This window comes from Vreelandella arctica, assembly GCF_037070215.1.
In the GTDB taxonomy this organism is placed as follows: Bacteria; Pseudomonadota; Gammaproteobacteria; order Pseudomonadales; family Halomonadaceae; genus Vreelandella; species Vreelandella arctica.
Map to the genome: position 1 here is coordinate 51739 of NZ_JBANSN010000020.1, position 18440 is coordinate 70178.

The window sequence follows — 18440 nt, forward strand, 5'->3', positions numbered from 1 at the left end:
CGCCAAGGTGACTAAGCATGCTAAGCTTGCAATTAAGAAGGGCGCTGCCGCTGGTGGCGCTACTGCTAACAGGGTGGTTACTGGCAGGATTAACGGCGAGTGCCCAGGCCGCTACCGGCAGTTGGAGCACCCAGGTTCCTGGGCTGATGGTGGCGATGAGTGATCGGGCAAGCGCTAGCCAAAACGTTTCTCCGCCCGCTGCGGCGAATCTTCGGACAAAGCAGCTTGAGCGTATTCAGTGGCAGTTCAGCCATCCTCCCGGTGCGCTGTTAAACGCTTGGTTGTGCCATCCTGAGCAGTGCGTTGCGTTAACCGGCATGCGCGGGTCCACTACCGCATTGGCAGGACGGACGGCAGGTGTGCCATTGCATTTTCGTTTCGCCTTACGCCCAGGCCAACGGCCGGTTCGAGTGCAGGGGCTGCAAATGATTGTGAACTATCAGTGAAGGCTGTATAGCCGCGAGGCGAAAGGATGTACACAGCACAAGGTAGGATCAAACAGAGTGAGCTGTTGACGCAATATATGCCACTGGTACGACGTCAGGCCTTGACGCTTCAGGTCCGCTTACCAGCCAGCATTGAGCTCGATGACCTTATTCAAGCAGGGATGGTAGGGCTGCTGGAAGCGCTCGGTCGCTTTGATGCTACCCAAGGTGCGACCTTTGCGACCTTTGCCAGCCAACGAATTCGCGGTGCGATGATGGATGAATTGCGCACCCGCGATTGGCTGCCCCGCAGTGTGCGTCGTTCAGCGCGCGCAGTAGACAATGCCGTTCGCCAGTTAGAACAACAGCTGGGGCGAGCACCGGAAGAGAACGAAATCGCCCACCATCTTGAAATGCCGTTGAGTGAATACCAGCAGCTCCTCAATGACACCAACAGTGGCCAATTGCTGCCGTTTGAAGAGCTGGTGGCCGATGGCGGCGAGCCGGTCAGTAATGAACTGAGCAACTCACCGTTCGAGCAGTTGCTTGATGGCCAGCAGCGGCAAACGCTGATTGATGCGATTGACGCACTGCCAGAGCGTGAAAAACTGCTCATGGCACTGTATTACCAGGAAGAACTCAACCTCAAGGAAGTAGGGGCTGTGTTGGGCGTAACGGAATCACGCGTTTCTCAACTACACAGTCAGGCCGTCAGCCGTTTACGTGCGCGTTTACACGACTCGGCATAACACCTCTTTTTTACTCACTTGTGACCGGCAAGGAGCCGTGGATGAATCCTTCGACGCTGATAGGTATATTTGCCAGCATATTGCTGCTGGTCAGTGTACTGTTTTTGACCGCAGAGTCCCCTTCAAGCTTTATCAATTTGCCGGGCCTGGCCATTGTGGTGACTGGTACGTTGGCGGCTACCTTTATCAGCTATCCGCTGAGAGAAGTGCTCCGTGTGGTGCGGTTGGTGGGCCTAGTATTCCGGCGCGAAAACACCTATATGCGTGACGATATCCGGGAACTGGTCGATATGTCACGACTGTGGTTTAAAGGCGATGTGCGGGCGGTTGAGCGCGAGCTAGAGCATACCCGCAATCCGTTTTTACGCACCGGCATTCAACTGGTGATCGCCAACACCAAAGAGGACGAAATTTTTGACATGCTGCGCTGGCGCATTGCCCGCCTGAAAGCGCGTGAACAGGCTGAAGCACAAATATTTCGCACCATGGCTACCTATGCGCCTGCATTTGGCATGATCGGCACCCTGGTGGGGCTGGTGAACATGCTGGAAGTCATGGATGCTGGCGACCTGCAGGTCATTGGCCCACGCATGGCGGTGGCACTGCTGACCACCTTCTACGGCATTTTACTCGCCAATTTGGTGTTTAAGCCGATTGCAGTGAAGCTAGAGCGCCGGACCGAAGAGCGCTTGATTACCATGAACATGGTTTTGGAAGGCATCTCACTGATCACTAAGCGCCGTCTGCCCTCGTTCATTGAAGAGACCCTTAACTCGTTTGTGGCCAATTACCACGATGAAATTCGTGATAACAGCGTCAAACCAAGACCAGACTCCTCGGTTAGTTCGGCGGCGAAGGGATAGTTATCATGTTAGACCGTGATACCCGTCACGCCCTGGAAATACCGGTCTCGCCTGGGGAGGGCGAAGAGGGATGGCTAACCAGCTATCTTGATGTGCTGACGCTGCTCATCACGCTATTTGTCCTCTTGCTTTCACTGACGCCACCGGGGGGTGGTGAAGCGGCGGATACGGCTTTTATGCGCTCGGCTAGCGCTGTATCATCGCTGCCGCTAGCGTCACTTGCCACAGGTATACAGCCCCGCCACCAAGGGCTGCAGCCGCAGTTTTCCGGGCTCAATATTCCTGGAGTGAGCGTGTCGCAAGGGCGTGAAGGGGTCACACTGCGTATTGATAACAGCCTATTATTTTCCAGTGGCCAAGCAGTGTTGACGCCTCAAGGGCGCGGCGTGGTTGAAAGCCTTATCGATGTATTAGCCAGTTTTGACGGGCAGATTTCGGTGGAAGGTCATACCGATAGCGTACCCATTTCGACAGCGCGCTTTCCCTCTAATTGGGAGCTTTCATCCGCGCGGGCTATTGCCGTCGTGCGTCATTTAGAGCGCCAAGGGTTCAATATTTCTCATATGCGGGCCGTCGGCTATGCTGACACCCAACCCATGGAAACGAACGCAACCGCGGATGGCCGAGCGGCCAACCGGCGCGTAGAGCTGTTGTTGAGGCAGCAGGTCGAAGGGTGAATAGATTCTTGAGGCCACGCCTGTGTCCATGTACCGCCCGCTATTACAGTCGTTTGGTGCCCTGCTGGTTTTAGATGCCGATTGTCGGCGTATCCAAGCTACCAGCACAAATTTAACCCGCTTAACCGGCATTGAGTGCCCTGAAAACGGGGAGTTAAGTCTTGCCTGCGTGTTGGGCAAACGCCTTAGCCAGCGGGTACGCCGTGAGCTTCAGGGGCAGCAACGCTTGCCTGGGCCATTGGCGTTTATTCGCCCTAAGCACAGTAGCGTACGTTTTCAACTGCATGCTTACCGAGAGGATGAGCAAGTTATTGTTGAAATTGAGCCTCTCAATCCCCTCGGCAAGCGGCGTCTACTGGGGACGGTGAACGAACGGTTGATGCACTTGGCTGAAGCGACTCATCAAGAGGAGCTACTCGACTCCTTGGTACATGCTATACAACAGCTCACCGGCTATGATCGTGTCAGCGTGTGCCATTTCGATAGTGATTGGCATGGCTTAATGGTTGCCGAAGCGCAGGGAGAGCATTTGCCTCCGCTACTGGGCCAGCGCTTTCCCGCTAGTGACTTTCCTAGCACGTTGCGACTGAGCTATGAAAATCACCCTGTGCGGTTGATTGAAGACGTTAATGCTCCGCCTGAAACGCTGATGCCCGCTTGTTCCGCCACACGCTTAAGCGGCAGTTTTTTACGTGCCCCGGCTCCAGAAAGGCAGCGCTACCTAAAGCGCATGGGGGTGCGTGGTTCGCTGAGTTTAGCCATGCAAGGAGATACTGGCCTGTGGGGCTTGGTGTTTTGCCACTCGGCAAGCCCGCATTCAGTTGAGCCATCGGTACGCGATGCCGTACGCACCTTAGTGCAAATGGCCACGCAGCGCATGCTGTTACTGCGGGCGCGTCAAGAAGCGCGCTACTTACAGCGCGTACAGGATAGCTTGATATTGAGTGCACGAGCGCCCAGTGAGCCGCAGAGCCCCCAGCAGCTACTCCATGAGCAGGCGGCTACCTGGATGAAGCTGTTTCGCGCCCATGGCATCGTGCTCTGGGTGAATGGGGGCGCTTATCAAGCGGGCGTGACGCCTGCCCCGGAAGCTATAAGTCAGTTTGTGTTACGCCTCGAAAGAGCCCACGTACATAGCGGACCTTGGTGCACACGTGAGCTGGCCAAAGAGCCGTTAACCTGCTCGTTAGCCATGCCCGACCAGTGCGGCGCCTTGGCCGTCCCGCTACCGATGAACTCTACCCAGCGCGCATGGTTAATTTTCTTTCGCCCTGAGCAGGTAGAAACATTGTATTGGGCGATGCAGCCTTCGACTAGCCCTCAGCCAGCGTCGATAGTGACCCCGTCGGTTGCTTGGCATGAAGAGGTGGTGGGCAAAAGCGAAGCATGGCAGCGGGTAGAGCGCCTAGCGGCGGTCGATTTAGGTGAAGACCTGACGTTGGCGATTTCAGCCTATGAAATTAGCTCACTGAACATGCATTTGGAGCGAGAGCGGGAAGCCCTTGCCGAGGCAAAACAGCGGCTTGAGCAGCTAGCGCATTTCGATCCCTTAACCAAGGTGTGGAACCGTTACCGCATCGAGGAAGCGATCAATGCAGAGCTAGTGGCGGCCAAGCGCTACGCGGCTGCCTTTGCCCTGCTGCTATTTGATGTCGATAACTTCAAACAGATCAACGATGCCCACGGCCATAACGTTGGTGATGATGTGCTGGTGGCCTTGGCGCGCCTGGTGGAGAGTTCGTTGCGGGGCTGTGACCACTTAGGCCGCTGGGGGGGCGAGGAGTTTATTGTGCTGGCCACTCATTCAGACGTTGATGCCGCTATTGGTTTAGCCGAGCGCCTGCGCTCGCTGGTAGCAGAGCTACGCATTGCGGGCCTTGAGCAAACGATCACGGTGAGTATCGGCGTTGCCGTTTGGCAGTCGGGCGACAGCTGTAAAACCATCATTTCCCGGGCAGACGATGCGATGTACCGCGCTAAGCATGGCGGACGTAATCGCGTTGAAATGGCGCCTGAGCCTGTGATGCCGATCTAATCATTCACACCTTAATGGGTTCCGCTACCTTCACACTGGGTGAGCATCCGGTTAATCGCCGCGTCAGCGCCTTGCAGGCTAAAGGTCATATACCAAGGCTCGCGCTCTGCCTGGTCAAAACCGAGAAATAACTGCTCGCCCTGGCGCATGTCGGCCATCAGCGCCGTTAAGTCGCTTAAGTAAAAGTGGGCATAAAACCCGTCGTCGCCGCGTTCGGTTATAAACTCCGCCATGGTATCAATCACGGGCTGCTCATCAATGCGTAGCCTGGCGGGTACTAAGTTCACTGCACGGCTTTCACCTTGCTGCTGCTCAAGCGTCACGCGCATCTCCAGCCAGGGTAAATCACAAACGCCTGCGGTGGCGTTCAGGCTTAGGGTGGCATCAGAATAGCTGTGAGTTTCTATCGCCCGGTAGTGTCGTTCACTCCCCAATGACAGTGTCATCGACTGCCAATGATCGTGGGTGGCTACGCCTTCAGTATTAAACGTGGCTGCGGTAGACATGGTCGCTGTGACCAACAGAGAGGCCGCTATTGCTATCGGTAGTAACATTGTTATTAACCCAAATCCTTAGTCTATCGAGTGGTCGAAGCTGGCAAAAGAGTAACGCGCTGATTTTTCTATATATGGTAGAAAATAGTTAAAAAAGTGCCTCATATGGTGGAAAGTCAAGTCTATACTTCACTCCGATGCCACGTATAATCGCCGCATTTGAGCACTATATTCACCCCCGTTGTGAAGGAGTTTTGCGACATGAGCACCGCTGCTAAGGCTATGAAGACCTCTAACGATGTCCCGATGCAGGCCCCTTCGCGGGAGATCTGGGATGCCAAGTACCGCCTCAAGGATCGTCATAGCCAGCCCGTCGACCAAGATGTCGGTGCTACGTTTGAGCGTGTTGCACGCGCCCTTGCAGCGGTGGAAGGAGACAAGGCAGAAGAGTGGTTGCCGAAATTTCGCTGGGCGCTGGAGCATGGCGCTATTCCTGCCGGTCGCATTCTCTCTAATGCGGGCGCAGAGGCTTACAAGCCAGCGGTAAGCCTGATCAACTGCACCGTCTCGCGCACCATTCGCGACTCCATGCGCGATATTCTCGACTCCGTCGTGGATGCGGGTATGACGCTAAAATCAGGGGCGGGTATCGGCTACGACTTCTCGACACTACGCTACAAAGGCGCGTTTGTGTTTGGTGCTGGCGCAGGCACCAACGGCCCGCTGGCATTTATGGATATCTACGACAAGATGTGCTTCACCGTCGCCTCTGCCGGTGGTCGGCGTGGTGCTCAGATGGGCACCTTTGATGTAGGACATCCGGACGTACGTGAGTTTATTCAGGCCAAGCGCGAAGCGGGGCGTCTGCGTCAGTTTAACCTTAGCTTGCTGATCACCGACGAGTTTATGGAAGCGGTGAAAAACAATACCGACTGGCCGTTGGCCTTTCCACTGCACCCTGGTGAGAAAGAGGACGTTAAAGCGGAAGACTTGATCTACCGTGACTGGCCGGTAGTGGAAGAGGGCTACACGGTGGATGCCGAAGGTCGCGTCGCCTGCCGTATTGTGGAAGTGATCAAAGCGCGCGAATTATGGGACACCATCATGTCCTCTACCTATGACTACGCCGAGCCAGGTTTCATCCTGATCGACCAAGTCAACCGCATGAACAATAACTGGTTCTGTGAGGATATCCGCGCCACCAACCCCTGTGGCGAGCAGCCGCTGCCGCCGGAAGGCGCCTGCCTGCTGGGCTCCGTCAATCTGACCAAGTTCGTGATCGATCCTTTTGGCGCCGAACCGCGCTTTGACTGGGAGCGTTACCGTAAGGTCGTCGCCATCTTTACCCGCATGCTCGATAACGTGGTCGAGATTGCCGGCCTGCCGCTGCCCCAGCAGCAGCGTGAAATCGAAGCCAAGCGCCGCCACGGCATGGGCTTTTTGGGCCTGGGGTCGACGCTCACTATGCTCAAAATTCCTTATGGCTCCAAGCAGTCACTGGTGTTCACCGATGAAGTGAGCCGCCACCTGGCGATTGAGGGCTGGAAGCAGGCGCTGGAACTCTCTAAAGAGAAAGGCATGGCGCCGGTGCTTGAGCAGGAGCACACCATTACCCCCAAGATGCTGCGCGAGCGCCCACAACTGGCCAAAGATGGTTATGAAGTGGGCGATCAAGTACCGGGGCGTATTCTGCACGCCCGTTACAGCCAGTACATGGCCCAAGTGGCCGAGCTTGAGCCCGAACTGGTCGCACAGCTGGCCGAGTATGGCGCACGCTTTACTCACCACAGCTCGATCGCGCCGACCGGCACGATCAGCCTGTCGATGGGGAACAACGCCTCCAACGGTATCGAGCCCTCTTTCTCGCACCGCTACTTCCGCAATATTATCCAGTCGGGCAAGAAGACCAAAGAGCAGGTAGAAGTCGTCTCCTTTGAGCTGGCCGCTTACCGTCACTTTATTGCCGCTGATGCGGTGGATAGCGACCTGCCTGACTATTTCGTTACCGCCGATGCGATCTCACCCGAGCAGCACGTCGCCGTTCAGGCCGCCGCCCAGCACTGGGTGGATTCAGCGATCTCGAAAACGGTTAATGTGCCTACTGAGTTCCCGTTTGAGCAGTTCCAGAACCTCTATTTGCAGGCCTATGAAAGCCGCTTAAAAGGCTGCACCACTTTCCGCTTTAACCCTGAGGCCTTCCAGGGCGTGCTGGTGCGTGAAGATGATCTTAAAAACACCACCTATGTATTTGAGCTGGAAAATGGCGAAACCCTCGAACTGACCGGGGATGAAAAGGTGGTTTACGACGGCGAAGAACATAACGCTGCCAACCTGTTTGATGGCTTAAAAGAGGGCACCTACGGCAAATGGTAGCGGCGGGGGCTGCGCCCTTGCTAGCAGCGTCCATGTAAAGAACCGCCCGATTACCTTTGCTAAGTGGAGAACACCATGGCTGTAGAAATTACCTCAAAAATCGTTGGTTACCGCATCAAGCAGCAGGAGCAGGCCGCGCCCGTTCCTGAGCTACAGGATGAAAGCCCGCTGACGGTGCGGATTCCGTCACGCCCGGAAGGCACCCTAGAAGCCGTATCAGAGAAGATTTCGTACGTGGGCGCGGAAGGTCGCAAGAAAGTCTATCTGCTGGTGTCGTTTATGCCGGTGGAAGGCGTGATTGGCGGCAAACGCGTGGTGATTGAGCGTCCGGTAGAGTTCTTTTTCCCGTCGGGCCAGCTCTCCAGCGAGCACCAGTGGATCACCGCCACCATGCGCAGCCTTTCGCTGGCGGCCCGCGGTGGTTATGTCACCCAGGCAGTGGCGGATTTGCGCAAAGTGGCGTGGGACAAAGGCCTGGTACGCTGCGGTATGAACCGCTGGAACAAGCCGATGTTTCACGATTCAGAGGTCGCTGCGATTGCTTGGTCGATACAGCAGATTCTTTATCGTCGCGGTTTCCTGGATCGGGATGGCAATCAAGTGCCGGTTGAGAAGCTGGTTGAGCGCTATGCCCACCGCATGACCCATGGCCATGCTTGGCAGCCGGATGAGGAGACGGGCGATGCGCCTGTTGAAGCGGGTGCGGTAGAGCCGATCGGCGAAAAGGCTACCGCGGAAAAAAAGCCTGAAGGCAGCGGCCCGGCCACGGTGGGAAACTGCCCTGAGTGCCGCGGTGAGCTGATCATGATGGATGGTTGCCCCACCTGTTACGCAGGCTGCGGCTGGTCCAAGTGCGGTTAAGTTGGCCTTAGGCGTTATTTAAAAAACCGCGTGCTATTTATTTAGCACGCGGTTTTTTATTTAGGGAAGGCTAACTTAAGCAGTATCACCAAGCAGGGGGCGGACGTTGTCGGTGAGATAACAGTCATCAAATTGGCCTTCGGCACATAATGCCGCTAAGTCCGGAATGGTTAGGTGATGACGATCACGGAATACTAACTCGCTTTCACTGAGGGCGGTAAACGTTCGGCTTACGTGCACGGGGCTCAGGCCAAGTACATCGGCCAACTGCTCTTGAGAGAGGGGTAGGCGAAACTGATTACTAATATCGGTATTAGTTTGGCGTAGCCGCAAATACATCTCGTAGAGAAAATGCGCCATTTTCTGGCGGGCACTGCGTCTTGCCAAGGTGACCAGCCGCTCGGTCATCAGCGCCTGTTGGCGGCTACCAATAGCAAACATCACCGATGTAAGGGGGAGCGACTGACGGAAAATATCCAGCATACGTTTATGCGGGAAGTGGCAAACCACACCATCATCAATCATGCGCACATTCTCTAGGCGCTCGGAGAAGGCAAACTCGCGCAGACCAATAATGTCACCCGGCAAAAACACTTCCAGAATCTGCCGATCACCATTTTCTAAGTGGCGGTAGGAGAAGGCCCAGCCACTTTTTAGCGTGCAGAACTCATTGGCCGCATCGCCCATTTCCCATAGGATCGTGCCAGATTTTATAGTGCTTGGACTCTCTTCAAGCGAGAGGAGTAATTTTTTTTCCTCCTCCTTCAACGAGCAATAGTGACTGAAGTGCTTGATAATACAGCTTTTTTCTTCGTTCATGGCCTATCCCTCTAAGAGAGGTTTACTTAATATAACTAACTATTAGCTGCTCGTCGCAATACACAATAAGGCGGCTTACTGCGTTGTTCAATACATAGGGCAGTGGGCTCCTTTACTCAGGGGCGCGCGTGCGCGCCCAACTCCGAAAAAAGACCTAAAGGTTATCGCTTGGTTGCTCGTTTGCCACGCGCTAGTAGCGGCGCTAAGAAATGCCCGGTATGCGAGACTTTCTGTTTTGCGAGCTGCTCCGGCGTGCCTTCAGCGATAATCTGACCGCCACCTGAGCCCCCTTCGGGGCCGAGATCGACAATCCAATCGGCCGTTTTGATCACATCAAGATTGTGCTCAATCACTACGATAGTGTTGCCATGATCGCGCAGGCGGTGGAGCACCGTCAGCAATTGGCGAATATCTTCAAAATGCAGGCCGGTGGTTGGCTCATCGAGAATATACAGCGTTTTGCCGGTATCACGCTTGGCTAACTCACGGGCGAGTTTCACCCGCTGCGCTTCGCCGCCCGACAGGGTGGTAGCGCTTTGCCCCAGGCGGATGTAGGAAAGCCCCACGTCGAGCAAGGTTTGCAAACGACGGGCAATAGCGGGCACTGGGCTGAAGAATTCCAGCGCGTCTTCCACGGTCATGGTCAGCACTTCGTGGATCGTTTTGCCTTTGTAGTGAATATCCAGCGTTTCACGGTTATAGCGCTTGCCTTTACAGACGTCGCAGGGCACATAGATATCGGGTAGAAAGTGCATCTCCACCTTGATCATGCCTTCCCCCTGGCACGCCTCGCAGCGCCCGCCTTTCACGTTAAAGCTGAAACGGCCGGGCTTGTAGCCCCGCGAACGCGCTTCCTGGGTGCCCGCAAATAGCTCGCGGATCGGTGTGAAAATACCGGTATAGGTAGCCGGGTTGGAGCGTGGGGTTCGCCCAATCGGACTCTGGTCAATATCGATGACTTTATCGAGTTGATCGAGCCCTTCGATTTTTTCATAAGGTGCGGCGGTCAGCGTGGTCGCGCGGTTTAGCTCGCGAGCCGCAATCGGCATTAGCGTGCCGTTGATCAACGTCGATTTACCCGAGCCCGAAACGCCGGTAATGGCGATAAACAGCCCCAGCGGCAACGTTAGCGTCACGTCCTGCAGGTTATTGCCGGTGGCGCCGCGTAGCACTAATTGCTTTTCTGGATTGCCGGGAATGCGGTAGGGCGGTACGGCGATTTCCCGTGTGCCGGAAAGATACTGGCCGGTCAGCGAGTTGGCATTATCCATTATGTCCTGGGGCGTGCCCTGGGCGACGATTTCACCACCGTGGACGCCTGCACCGGGGCCGATATCCAGCACGTGGTCGGCGGCACGAATAGCATCTTCATCGTGCTCTACCACAATCACGGTATTGCCCAAATCGCGCAGCCGCTCAAGGGTTTTCAACAGCCGGTCATTATCGCGCTGGTGCAAGCCAATCGACGGCTCATCAAGAATGTACATGACCCCGACTAAGCCTGCGCCTATCTGGCTGGCCAGACGGATACGCTGGGCCTCGCCGCCAGAAAGCGTGTCGGCGCTGCGCTCCAGATTAAGGTAATCCAGCCCCACATTGACCAAAAACTCTAGCCGAGCGTGAATTTCATGAACGATTTTATCGGCAATTTCACCTTTACGGCCGGGTAGTGTTAGATCAGCAAAGTAGCGCCAAGCCTCGCCAATCGGGAAACGGACGATGTCGGCGATATTGTGGTCATCCACATAAACATGGCGCGACTCTTTGCGCAGCCGCGAGCCATTACAGGTGGCGCAGGGCTGTACCGCGATGTATTTGACCAGGTCATCGCGCACCATGTTGGATTCGGTTTCCCGATAGCGGCGCTGCATATTAGGCAGCACGCCCTCAAAGGCGTGTTCACGGGTCACTTTGCGGCCGCGGTCGCCCACGTAGACAAACGGAATCTGCTCGTCGCCGCTGCCGTTTAAGATAACCTCCCGCTCATGGCGGGCAAGCTCTTGCCAAGGCGTTTCCAGCTCAAAGCGGTAGTGCTTGGCCAGCGCCTGGAGCTGGGTAAAGTAGTAAATATTGCGTCGATCCCAGCCTTTGATGACGCCTTCGGCAAGCGAAAGCTCTGGGTGGCTGATCAGCTTGTCCGGGTCGAAGTACTGCTGAACGCCCAGCCCATCGCAGGTGGGGCAGGCGCCCGCCGGGTTGTTGAACGAAAACATGCGTGGCTCAAGTTCTGCCAGCGAGTAGCCACATACCGGGCAGGCAAAGCGTGACGAAAAGGCAATATCGTCGCGCTCACCGTCCATAAAGTGAATCATGGCGGTGCCGTCAGCGAGGTTCAGCGCCGTTTCAAAGGACTCCGCCAGCCGCTGGGCGAGGTCATCGCGCACTTTGAAGCGGTCAACGACGACGCTAATATCGTGCTTTTTGCGCTTATCCAGCGGGGCGATATCATCCAGCTCCAGCACCTGGCCGTCGATCAGCGCGCGCACAAAGCCCTGGGCGCGCAGCTCTGCTAAAAGCTGCAAGTGTTCGCCCTTGCGCCCTTTGACTACCGGCGCCAGCAGCATCAGCTTGGTGCCTTCGGCAAGGTTCATCACCTGATCAACCATCTGTGAGATAGTCTGGGCTTCAAGGTCTTCGCCGTGCTCGGGGCAGCGGGGCGTGCCTGCGCGGGCGAACAGCAGGCGCAGGTAGTCGTAAATTTCGGTGATGGTGCCCACGGTTGAGCGTGGGTTGTGGGAGGTGGACTTCTGCTCAATAGAGATCGCAGGCGAAAGCCCTTCAATGTGATCCACATCGGGCTTTTCCATCATCGACAGGAACTGGCGCGCATAGGTGGAGAGTGACTCCACATAGCGGCGCTGCCCCTCGGCGTAAAGCGTGTCAAACGCCAACGATGATTTACCCGAGCCGGAGAGGCCGGTAATCACAATCAGCTTGTTACGGGGCAGTTCCACATCGATCTGCTTGAGGTTGTGGGTGCGGGCACCCCTGACCAGAATGCTGTCCATCAACACCTCGAATCGCGCGGCAAAAGCGCGATTATACGTTTGCAAGCCCCCTCCCGGCAAAACGGCTTTCATAACCTGCGGCAACTCGTGCCGTTTCCAGCGCAAGCCCAAACCGCTAGAATAGGCAGATTGTCTCGATCCATGCTGACTCACCCCATGCTTATCCACCATATAAAAGGGCATTATGCGCAAGGTTTCCGCACTATTGCTGGCTTCTGAACGCCGTGCGATCAGCGGTTTGGCCGGGCTCTATGCGTCTCGCATGCTGGGCCTGTTCATGGTGCTGCCCGTGCTGGCGCTCTACGCTGATACGCTGGCGGGGGCGACACCGCTATTGGTGGGCGTCGCACTGGGCATCTATGGGTTGACCCAGGCGACGCTGCAAATCCCGTTTGGCTTACTCTCTGATCGCATTGGCCGCAAGCGAGTTATCGCTATGGGGCTGGTCATTTTTGCACTCGGCAGCGTGGTCGCGGCGCTCTCCGATAGCATTGCTGGCGTAATCGCCGGGCGAGCGTTGCAGGGCGGTGGCGCAGTGGCCGCGGCGATTATGGCACTACTGGCGGATCAAACCCGTGAGGAAATCCGCACTGCCGCCATGGCCACCATTGGGCTTTCAATTGGCGTTTCGTTTGCCATTGCCATGGTGCTGGGGCCATGGCTTGCCGCCTGGGCGGGGCTGGCTGGCGTGTTCTGGTTTACCGCGCTGCTGACGCTGGTAGGGTTGCTGGTACTGTGGCGCTGGGTGCCTGCCGCGCCGCGGCGGCGTCGTCACCGTGATGTAGGTATGGATCGCCAGCAGTTTAAAAGCGTGATCACCCGCCCCGATTTATGGCGGTTGGATTTATCGATTTTTGCCCTGCATCTGGTGCTGATGGCGATATTTGTCGCGGTGCCTTTTCGGCTATTGAACGCTGGCGTGGTGATTGAGTATCACGGGCTGGCGTATCTTGGCATTATGGCGCTATCGTTTGTGGCGATGGTGCCGCTGATTATTGTGGCCGAGAAGCAGCAACGCATGCGGTTGATGTGCCTGGGGGCGATCGGCGCTATTGTGATTAGCTTAGCGGGGCTGGGGTTGCCACTGTCGCCGGGCTATTGGCTATTTGTCTGGTTGTTTGTGTTCTTCACCGGCTTTAACTTGCTGGAAGCCACGCTACCTTCCATGCTCAGTAAGCTGGCCCCAGCGGGCGCGAAAGGAACCGCCATGGGCGTGTATTCCACCAGTCAATTTTTAGGCGCTTTTTTAGGCGGTACACTAGGCGGTTTACTGGCGCATTATGGGGGCCTCAACGCGGTTTTTATTGGCTGTGCAGGGCTTGCGCTATGCTGGTGGATCGCCATGTGGCGGATGCCTTCACCACCCCCGCTCTCCAGCGAAGTGGTGGCACTGCACGAGACACAGGCAGACGCACTCGACCTATTGATGGAACATTTAGCCGATGTGGTCGGTGTAGAAGACGTCATGGTGGTGCCGGAAGAGCGTTTAGTCTATTTAAAGGTGAACCGTCAACAGCTTGATCAGGCAGCGTTAACTCGTCTGATGGCGCCACCCAAATCTTAACCCAGCCCGGCCGATAAAAGCGTGACGGTGGTTGGCAATAAACTCTACATGACAGCTATTAAAGGAGCGTCTTATGGCTCGCGGCATTAACAAGGTCATATTGATTGGCAACCTCGGGCAGGATCCAGAGGTGCGTTTCACACCCAGCGGTACCGCCGTGGCCAACTTGAACTTGGCGACCACCGATACCTGGATGGATCGCCAGAGCGGTCAGCGCCAAGAGCGCACCGAATGGCACCGCGTGGTAATGTTCAATAAAACCGCCGAAATTGCCCAGCAGTACCTGAAAAAAGGCTCCAAAGTCTATATTGAAGGGCGCCTGCAAACTCGTAAGTGGCAGGATCAAAACGGCCAGGATCGCTATTCGACAGAGATTGTCGCCAACGATATGCAAATGCTTGATGGTCGCAGTGGTGACTTCCAAGGTGGAGGCGCCGGGCAAAACAGCTATCCCCAGAACGCTCCTCAGAATGCGCCCCAAAACGCGCCGGCCCCCAATAACCAAGGCGGCGGTTATCCGCAGCAGGGCGGTGCTCCTCAGGGCGGAAACTACCCAGACGGGCAGAACCCGCAGCAGCCTCGCCCCGCACAGCCAGCGCCCCAGCAGGGCAACCAAGCACCGCCGCCCAACCAGCAGAACAGCAGCTACGGTGCACCTGACCCGGGTAACTTCGACGACTTTGACGACGAGATACCGTTTTAAGTGCACTATTCACCCAATAGTGTAGAGCTGAGCGTGAGTAAGGGGAAAGCGTCTTGAAATTGCTTATATTGGATGCCGGACACTGCTTAAGCTTGGCACTGGCCCGGGAAGCAAGCCGTCGCGCCGATACAGAATTAGTCATTGAGCAAGGGACAACCATCACGCCGTCGCGCCTTGAAGCGATTGCGCCTGACGCAGTGGTTATTCCACCGTTGGCACATCCCTTAAATATGGCGCCAGCGGAGGTCACTGCTCATGCGGATGCAGTCGATAGCTGCTTAGATGCTTGCCTATCTCAAAATGTAGCGTTGGTATGGTGTGTGTCTGATCAGCTCTACGAAGATGGCCTGGAAGTCCCTATTGATGAGCATGTAGTGCCTGCACCACGAGACGACAGCCTGCGCCGTCTGGTACAAACCGGTGACCGTATACGGGCGGAGTATCAGAGGCATCTGATTGTGCGTCTAGGCCCGCTGTTTGCTTTGGAAGGCAGTCATGCGTGGCTCAATGACATCATCGGTAACTTAGTGCTCGGGAAGCCAGTGCGGGCAGCAGAAGACGTGATCTTTTGCCCGACGTCGGCGGATGCCGTCGCCATGGCGCTGATTGGTATGTTACAGCAGCAGGCCAGCGGGGCGGGTGCGTGGGGCGCCTACCATCTCGCTGGCACCGAGCCGGTTAGCGCCTTTACCTTTACCTCCATGGTGCGGACCCAGTTGTTAACCCATCTTGAAGGCCGCGGTGAGCAGATTACTCTCGGTGAGGTGCAGCCGCTTAAACACCATCATGATGCCAAGCTTCGGCGCGTTTTAAATTGTCGCCGTGTGTTGGATGTCTTTGGTGTCCATCAAAAGCCATGGCGGTTAGAGGCTGGGCGTATGTTGGATGCGTGGTGTTTAATCCGTGAGAATAATCGTGTCAGCGATACAGGAGCATCGGCTTGATAAATGTGGTTCGCAGCCTGGTATTTTATGCTGGCTATTTTTTTGCCATGCTGATGATTGGCATTCTGTTTTTACCCATTGCGCCGTTTCTTCCGCTCTCTGGTCGCTACCGCTTACTCAATCTGTATAACTACTTTTTGATGGTGTGGTTTCGTATTGCCTGTGGCGTCCGCTATGACATACAAGGGCGAGAAAATCTCCCCAGCGGCCCCTGTGTCATTCAAGCCAATCACCAGTGTGAATGGGAAACGGTATTTCTGCAGGTGATGAAGCCGCCAGTGTGTACCGTCCTTAAACGGGAATTGCTGCGCCTACCTATCTTCGGCTGGGGATTACGTTTGCTCCGCCCGATCAGCTTGGATCGCTCTAAACCGGCGCGGGCGATGAAGCAAGTGCTTACGCAAGGCGTAGAACGTCTTGGTACCGGCATGTCTGTGTTGATCTTTCCGGAAGGAACGCGAGTAGATCCGGGTATCCGTAAACGCTATAACAAAAGTGGCAGCGTGGTGGCGTGCCGTGCGGGAGTACCGGTCTTGCCGGTGGCTCATAATGCTGGCGAGCGCTGGCCGGGGCGCCACTGGGTTAAGCGGCCAGGCGTATTGCGGGTGCGTATCGGTAAGCCTATTGAGACGGCGGGGCGCATGCCCGATGAAGTGCTCGCAGAAGTGGAAGTGTGGATCGAAGCGCAGTTACAGGAAATTTCTGATGTGCCGCGGCCTACCACTCGTCAAAGCTGACGCGATATACCGAGCTAGTTAGACTATTAAGCAACAATGGCGCCCACTGGGCGCCATTGTTGTCTTCAGCATGCCTGTTGTCTTATCAGCGTTAATCGTTAAAGCGCTGGAAGACTAAACATGCATTAGTGCCGCCAAAGCCGAAGCTATTAGACAAGGCACGCTCTATTGTCACGTTATCTCGACGTTTGGTGACAATATCAAAGCCGTCGGCCTGCTCATCCAAGTTGGCGATATTCGCCGATGCAGCGACAAAGTTATGTTGCATCATCAGCAGCGAATAGATCGCTTCCTGTACACCGGTAGCGCCAAGGGAGTGACCGGTCAGCGATTTGGTTGAGCTCATCGCGGGTGTCGTATTACCAAACACTTCACGTATTGCTTTTAGCTCGGCCACATCGCCCACGGGGGTAGAGGTACCGTGCGTATTAATGTAATCGATCTTACCCTCTACGGTAGCCATTGCCTGATGCATGCAGCGCATAGCACCTTCGCCTGAAGGAGCCACCATATCGTGGCCGTCAGAGGTGGCGCCGTAGCCAACTAACTCGCCGTAGATCTTGGCACCACGCGCTTTAGCGTGCTCAAGCTCTTCCAACACCAGCATGCCGCCACCGCCTGCAATCACGAAACCGTCGCGGGCGTTGTCGTAAGGGCGCGAGGCTTGCTCTGGGGTATCGTTATAGTGTGTTGAGAGCGCGCCCATGGCATCAAACAGGCAGGAGAGCGTCCAGTGTTCCTCTTCACCGCCACCTGCAAACACTACATCCTGCTTGTTAAGCTGAATTTGTTCCATCGCGCTACCAATACAGTGTGCTGAGGTAGCACAGGCAGAGGAGATGGAGTAATTCACGCCCTTGATTTTAAAGGGTGTCGCCAAACAGGCGGAAACGGTGCTGCCCATTGTCCGCGTCACGCGATAAGGGCCAACGCGACGCAGGCCTTTCTCACGCAGTACGTCGGCAGCTTCCACTTGGTTAGCGCTTGAAGCACCGCCGGAGCCAGCAATAAGCCCTGTCCTCTCGTTGGAGACTTGCTCCTCAGAGAGCCCCGCGTCTTCAATGGCCTGGGCCATTGAAACATAGGCGTAGGCAGCTGCATCGCCCATAAAGCGGCGCAGTTTGCGGTCGATGAGTGCGTCAAGATCGATATCGACGCTGCCAGCCACATGGCTACGGAAGCCACGCTCGGCGTACTCTTCCTTAAAACGAATACCGCTACGCCCAGTTTTGAGCGCGTCCAGGACCTGTCGTTGGTCGTTGCCAAGGCAAGATACAATGCCAAGGCCGGTGACTACCACTCGTCGCATGGGAGCCTCCTGTTCAGAAATTCGCAGTGGAGGTGAATAGGCCAACGCGCAGATCATTAGCCTGATAAATGTCGCGTCCGTCGACGGATACTGTGCCGTCGGCGATACCCAAGATGAGTCGTCGGGTAATAATACGCTTAATATTAATACTATAGGTCACTTTTTGTGCATCTGGCAGGATCTGCCCGCTGAACTTGACCTCGCCACAGCCGAGTGCACGTCCGCGCCCTGGGTGGCCTAACCAGCCAAGATAGAAGCCGACTAGCTGCCACATGGCATCTAGACCTAAACACCCAGGCATAACGGGGTCTCCAGGGAAGTGGCAGTCAAAGAACCACAAGTTAGAGCTAATATCCAGCTCGGCGATCAGTTCGCCCTTGCCATGCTCTCCGCCTTCTTCATGAATGTGCTTAATGCGATCAAGCATCAGCATATTAGGCGCTGGGAGCTGTGCATTACCGGGGCCGAATAGCTCGCCGCGTGAGCAGGCCAGCAGTTCTTCGCGATCAAAGGAGTGTTGCTTGGTCACTGAATCGTTCCGAATATCAAAATGGTTGTTTGGCTAGTCTACTTCCCGAAACCGCTGAATGCACGTAACTGGCTATTTATCGCTTATATCTGAAGATTTTAGCGTTTTGGCCGATAGCACTATAGTAGAAGACTTTATTCAAAAGCTGTCGTTTATGCACAATAAATGTCGCATTGCCGTAATATAGAGTATCCAAGTTTTTGATTAGGCGGCATGATCAACATGGCACCTAGCCTGGATTTCTCATAGTACCTCAGCCAGTACCGCACTCAGGCTGTAACACCGCTAAACACCTACTGGCTCGACTTACATCGGCTACTTTTTAACCACTTTCCGGCGTTCAGACACAC

Annotated in this window: 16 protein-coding genes; 11 read left to right on the top strand and 5 right to left on the bottom strand. The window is 55.6% G+C overall.

Translation table 11 applies throughout. The annotated features are described in order from the left end of the window. Positions 1–17: 17 nt before the first annotated feature. From V8L70_RS16185 to V8L70_RS16205, 5 genes are read left to right on the top strand one after another with little or no spacing between them, the layout of a single operon-like run. Complete coding sequence (locus V8L70_RS16185) at positions 18–446, top strand: flagellar protein FlhE (RefSeq protein ID WP_101145812.1); 429 nt, start codon at positions 18–20, stop codon at positions 444–446. Between the two features lie 26 nt (positions 447–472). Beyond that, on the top strand, positions 473–1174 hold the full coding sequence (locus tag V8L70_RS16190) for an RNA polymerase sigma factor FliA (protein ID WP_101145811.1): 702 nt from the start codon (positions 473–475) through the stop codon (positions 1172–1174). A gap of 41 nt (positions 1175–1215) precedes the next feature. After that, positions 1216–2037: a motility protein A gene (locus V8L70_RS16195; protein ID WP_101145810.1), complete on the top strand. Its 822-nt coding sequence runs from the start codon at positions 1216–1218 to the stop codon at positions 2035–2037. Between the two features lie 5 nt (positions 2038–2042). Further along, positions 2043–2714 carry an OmpA/MotB family protein gene (locus V8L70_RS16200; RefSeq protein ID WP_101145809.1) on the top strand — a complete coding sequence of 224 codons (672 nt, stop codon included), beginning with the start codon at positions 2043–2045 and terminating at the stop codon, positions 2712–2714. 28 nt (positions 2715–2742) lie between these two features. Further along, on the top strand, positions 2743–4749 hold the full coding sequence (locus V8L70_RS16205) for a sensor domain-containing diguanylate cyclase (RefSeq protein WP_336270157.1): 2007 nt from the start codon (positions 2743–2745) through the stop codon (positions 4747–4749). A gap of 11 nt (positions 4750–4760) precedes the next feature. On the opposite strand, the gene V8L70_RS16210 is transcribed toward V8L70_RS16205, so the two are convergent. After that, positions 4761–5303 carry a hypothetical protein gene (locus tag V8L70_RS16210; protein WP_431313229.1) on the bottom strand — a complete coding sequence of 181 codons (543 nt, stop codon included), beginning with the start codon at positions 5301–5303 and terminating at the stop codon, positions 4761–4763. A 201-nt stretch (positions 5304–5504) separates the two neighbouring features. Between V8L70_RS16210 and V8L70_RS16215 the strand changes: the two genes are divergently transcribed. Then, positions 5505–7616, top strand: coding sequence for an adenosylcobalamin-dependent ribonucleoside-diphosphate reductase (locus V8L70_RS16215; RefSeq protein WP_101145806.1), 2112 nt, complete (start codon positions 5505–5507; stop codon positions 7614–7616). A gap of 75 nt (positions 7617–7691) precedes the next feature. Next, positions 7692–8477 carry a ribonucleoside-diphosphate reductase gene (locus V8L70_RS16220; RefSeq protein WP_101145805.1) on the top strand — a complete coding sequence of 262 codons (786 nt, stop codon included), beginning with the start codon at positions 7692–7694 and terminating at the stop codon, positions 8475–8477. A gap of 75 nt (positions 8478–8552) precedes the next feature. On the opposite strand, the gene V8L70_RS16225 is transcribed toward V8L70_RS16220, so the two are convergent. Both V8L70_RS16225 and uvrA read right to left on the bottom strand, forming a co-directional pair. Further along, positions 8553–9296 (bottom strand): Crp/Fnr family transcriptional regulator, encoded by a 744-nt coding sequence (locus V8L70_RS16225; RefSeq protein ID WP_336270151.1) that lies wholly within the window; start codon positions 9294–9296, stop codon positions 8553–8555. A gap of 161 nt (positions 9297–9457) precedes the next feature. After that, entirely contained in the window at positions 9458–12304 is a 2847-nt protein-coding gene (gene uvrA / locus V8L70_RS16230) for an excinuclease ABC subunit UvrA (RefSeq protein WP_008959210.1), read from the bottom strand. A 184-nt stretch (positions 12305–12488) separates the two neighbouring features. On the opposite strand from uvrA, the gene V8L70_RS16235 reads away from it, so the two are divergent. From V8L70_RS16235 to V8L70_RS16250, 4 genes are all read left to right on the top strand, one after another. Next, on the top strand, positions 12489–13868 hold the full coding sequence (locus tag V8L70_RS16235) for an MFS transporter (protein WP_101146642.1): 1380 nt from the start codon (positions 12489–12491) through the stop codon (positions 13866–13868). 73 nt (positions 13869–13941) lie between these two features. Beyond that, positions 13942–14571, top strand: a complete 630-nt coding sequence (locus tag V8L70_RS16240; protein ID WP_101146643.1) for a single-stranded DNA-binding protein — start codon at positions 13942–13944, stop codon at positions 14569–14571. A gap of 53 nt (positions 14572–14624) precedes the next feature. Then, positions 14625–15515 (top strand): sugar nucleotide-binding protein, encoded by an 891-nt coding sequence (locus V8L70_RS16245; RefSeq protein WP_101146644.1) that lies wholly within the window; start codon positions 14625–14627, stop codon positions 15513–15515. Continuing rightward, positions 15512–16252: a lysophospholipid acyltransferase family protein gene (locus V8L70_RS16250; protein ID WP_101146645.1), complete on the top strand. Its 741-nt coding sequence runs from the start codon at positions 15512–15514 to the stop codon at positions 16250–16252. The genes V8L70_RS16245 and V8L70_RS16250 overlap by 4 nt, the downstream gene beginning before the upstream one ends. Before the next feature lie 91 nt (positions 16253–16343). Here the strand turns inward: V8L70_RS16250 and fabB are convergent, their stop codons facing one another. Beyond that, entirely contained in the window at positions 16344–17561 is a 1218-nt protein-coding gene (gene fabB / locus V8L70_RS16255; RefSeq protein WP_101146646.1) for a beta-ketoacyl-ACP synthase I, read from the bottom strand. 13 nt (positions 17562–17574) lie between these two features. Next, complete coding sequence (fabA, locus tag V8L70_RS16260; protein WP_008959204.1) at positions 17575–18090, bottom strand: 3-hydroxyacyl-[acyl-carrier-protein] dehydratase FabA; 516 nt, start codon at positions 18088–18090, stop codon at positions 17575–17577. Positions 18091–18440: the final 350 nt, after the last annotated feature.

Excerpts from the sequence above, each read along its gene's own strand:
- V8L70_RS16225 (WP_336270151.1), bottom strand. The coding sequence starts at position 9,296 with ATGAACGAAGAAAAAAGCTGTATTATCAAGCACTTCAGTCACTATTGC.
- V8L70_RS16190 (WP_101145811.1), top strand. The coding sequence starts at position 473 with ATGTACACAGCACAAGGTAGGATCAAACAGAGTGAGCTGTTGACGCAA.
- V8L70_RS16210 (WP_431313229.1), bottom strand. The coding sequence starts at position 5,303 with ATGTTACTACCGATAGCAATAGCGGCCTCTCTGTTGGTCACAGCGACC.
- fabB (WP_101146646.1), bottom strand. The coding sequence starts at position 17,561 with ATGCGACGAGTGGTAGTCACCGGCCTTGGCATTGTATCTTGCCTTGGC.
- V8L70_RS16235 (WP_101146642.1), top strand. The coding sequence starts at position 12,489 with ATGCGCAAGGTTTCCGCACTATTGCTGGCTTCTGAACGCCGTGCGATC.
- V8L70_RS16195 (WP_101145810.1), top strand. The coding sequence starts at position 1,216 with ATGAATCCTTCGACGCTGATAGGTATATTTGCCAGCATATTGCTGCTG.
- V8L70_RS16240 (WP_101146643.1), top strand. The coding sequence starts at position 13,942 with ATGGCTCGCGGCATTAACAAGGTCATATTGATTGGCAACCTCGGGCAG.
- uvrA (WP_008959210.1), bottom strand. The coding sequence starts at position 12,304 with ATGGACAGCATTCTGGTCAGGGGTGCCCGCACCCACAACCTCAAGCAG.
- V8L70_RS16215 (WP_101145806.1), top strand. The coding sequence starts at position 5,505 with ATGAGCACCGCTGCTAAGGCTATGAAGACCTCTAACGATGTCCCGATG.
- V8L70_RS16205 (WP_336270157.1), top strand. The coding sequence starts at position 2,743 with ATGTACCGCCCGCTATTACAGTCGTTTGGTGCCCTGCTGGTTTTAGAT.
- V8L70_RS16200 (WP_101145809.1), top strand. The coding sequence starts at position 2,043 with ATGTTAGACCGTGATACCCGTCACGCCCTGGAAATACCGGTCTCGCCT.
- V8L70_RS16185 (WP_101145812.1), top strand. The coding sequence starts at position 18 with ATGCTAAGCTTGCAATTAAGAAGGGCGCTGCCGCTGGTGGCGCTACTG.
- V8L70_RS16220 (WP_101145805.1), top strand. The coding sequence starts at position 7,692 with ATGGCTGTAGAAATTACCTCAAAAATCGTTGGTTACCGCATCAAGCAG.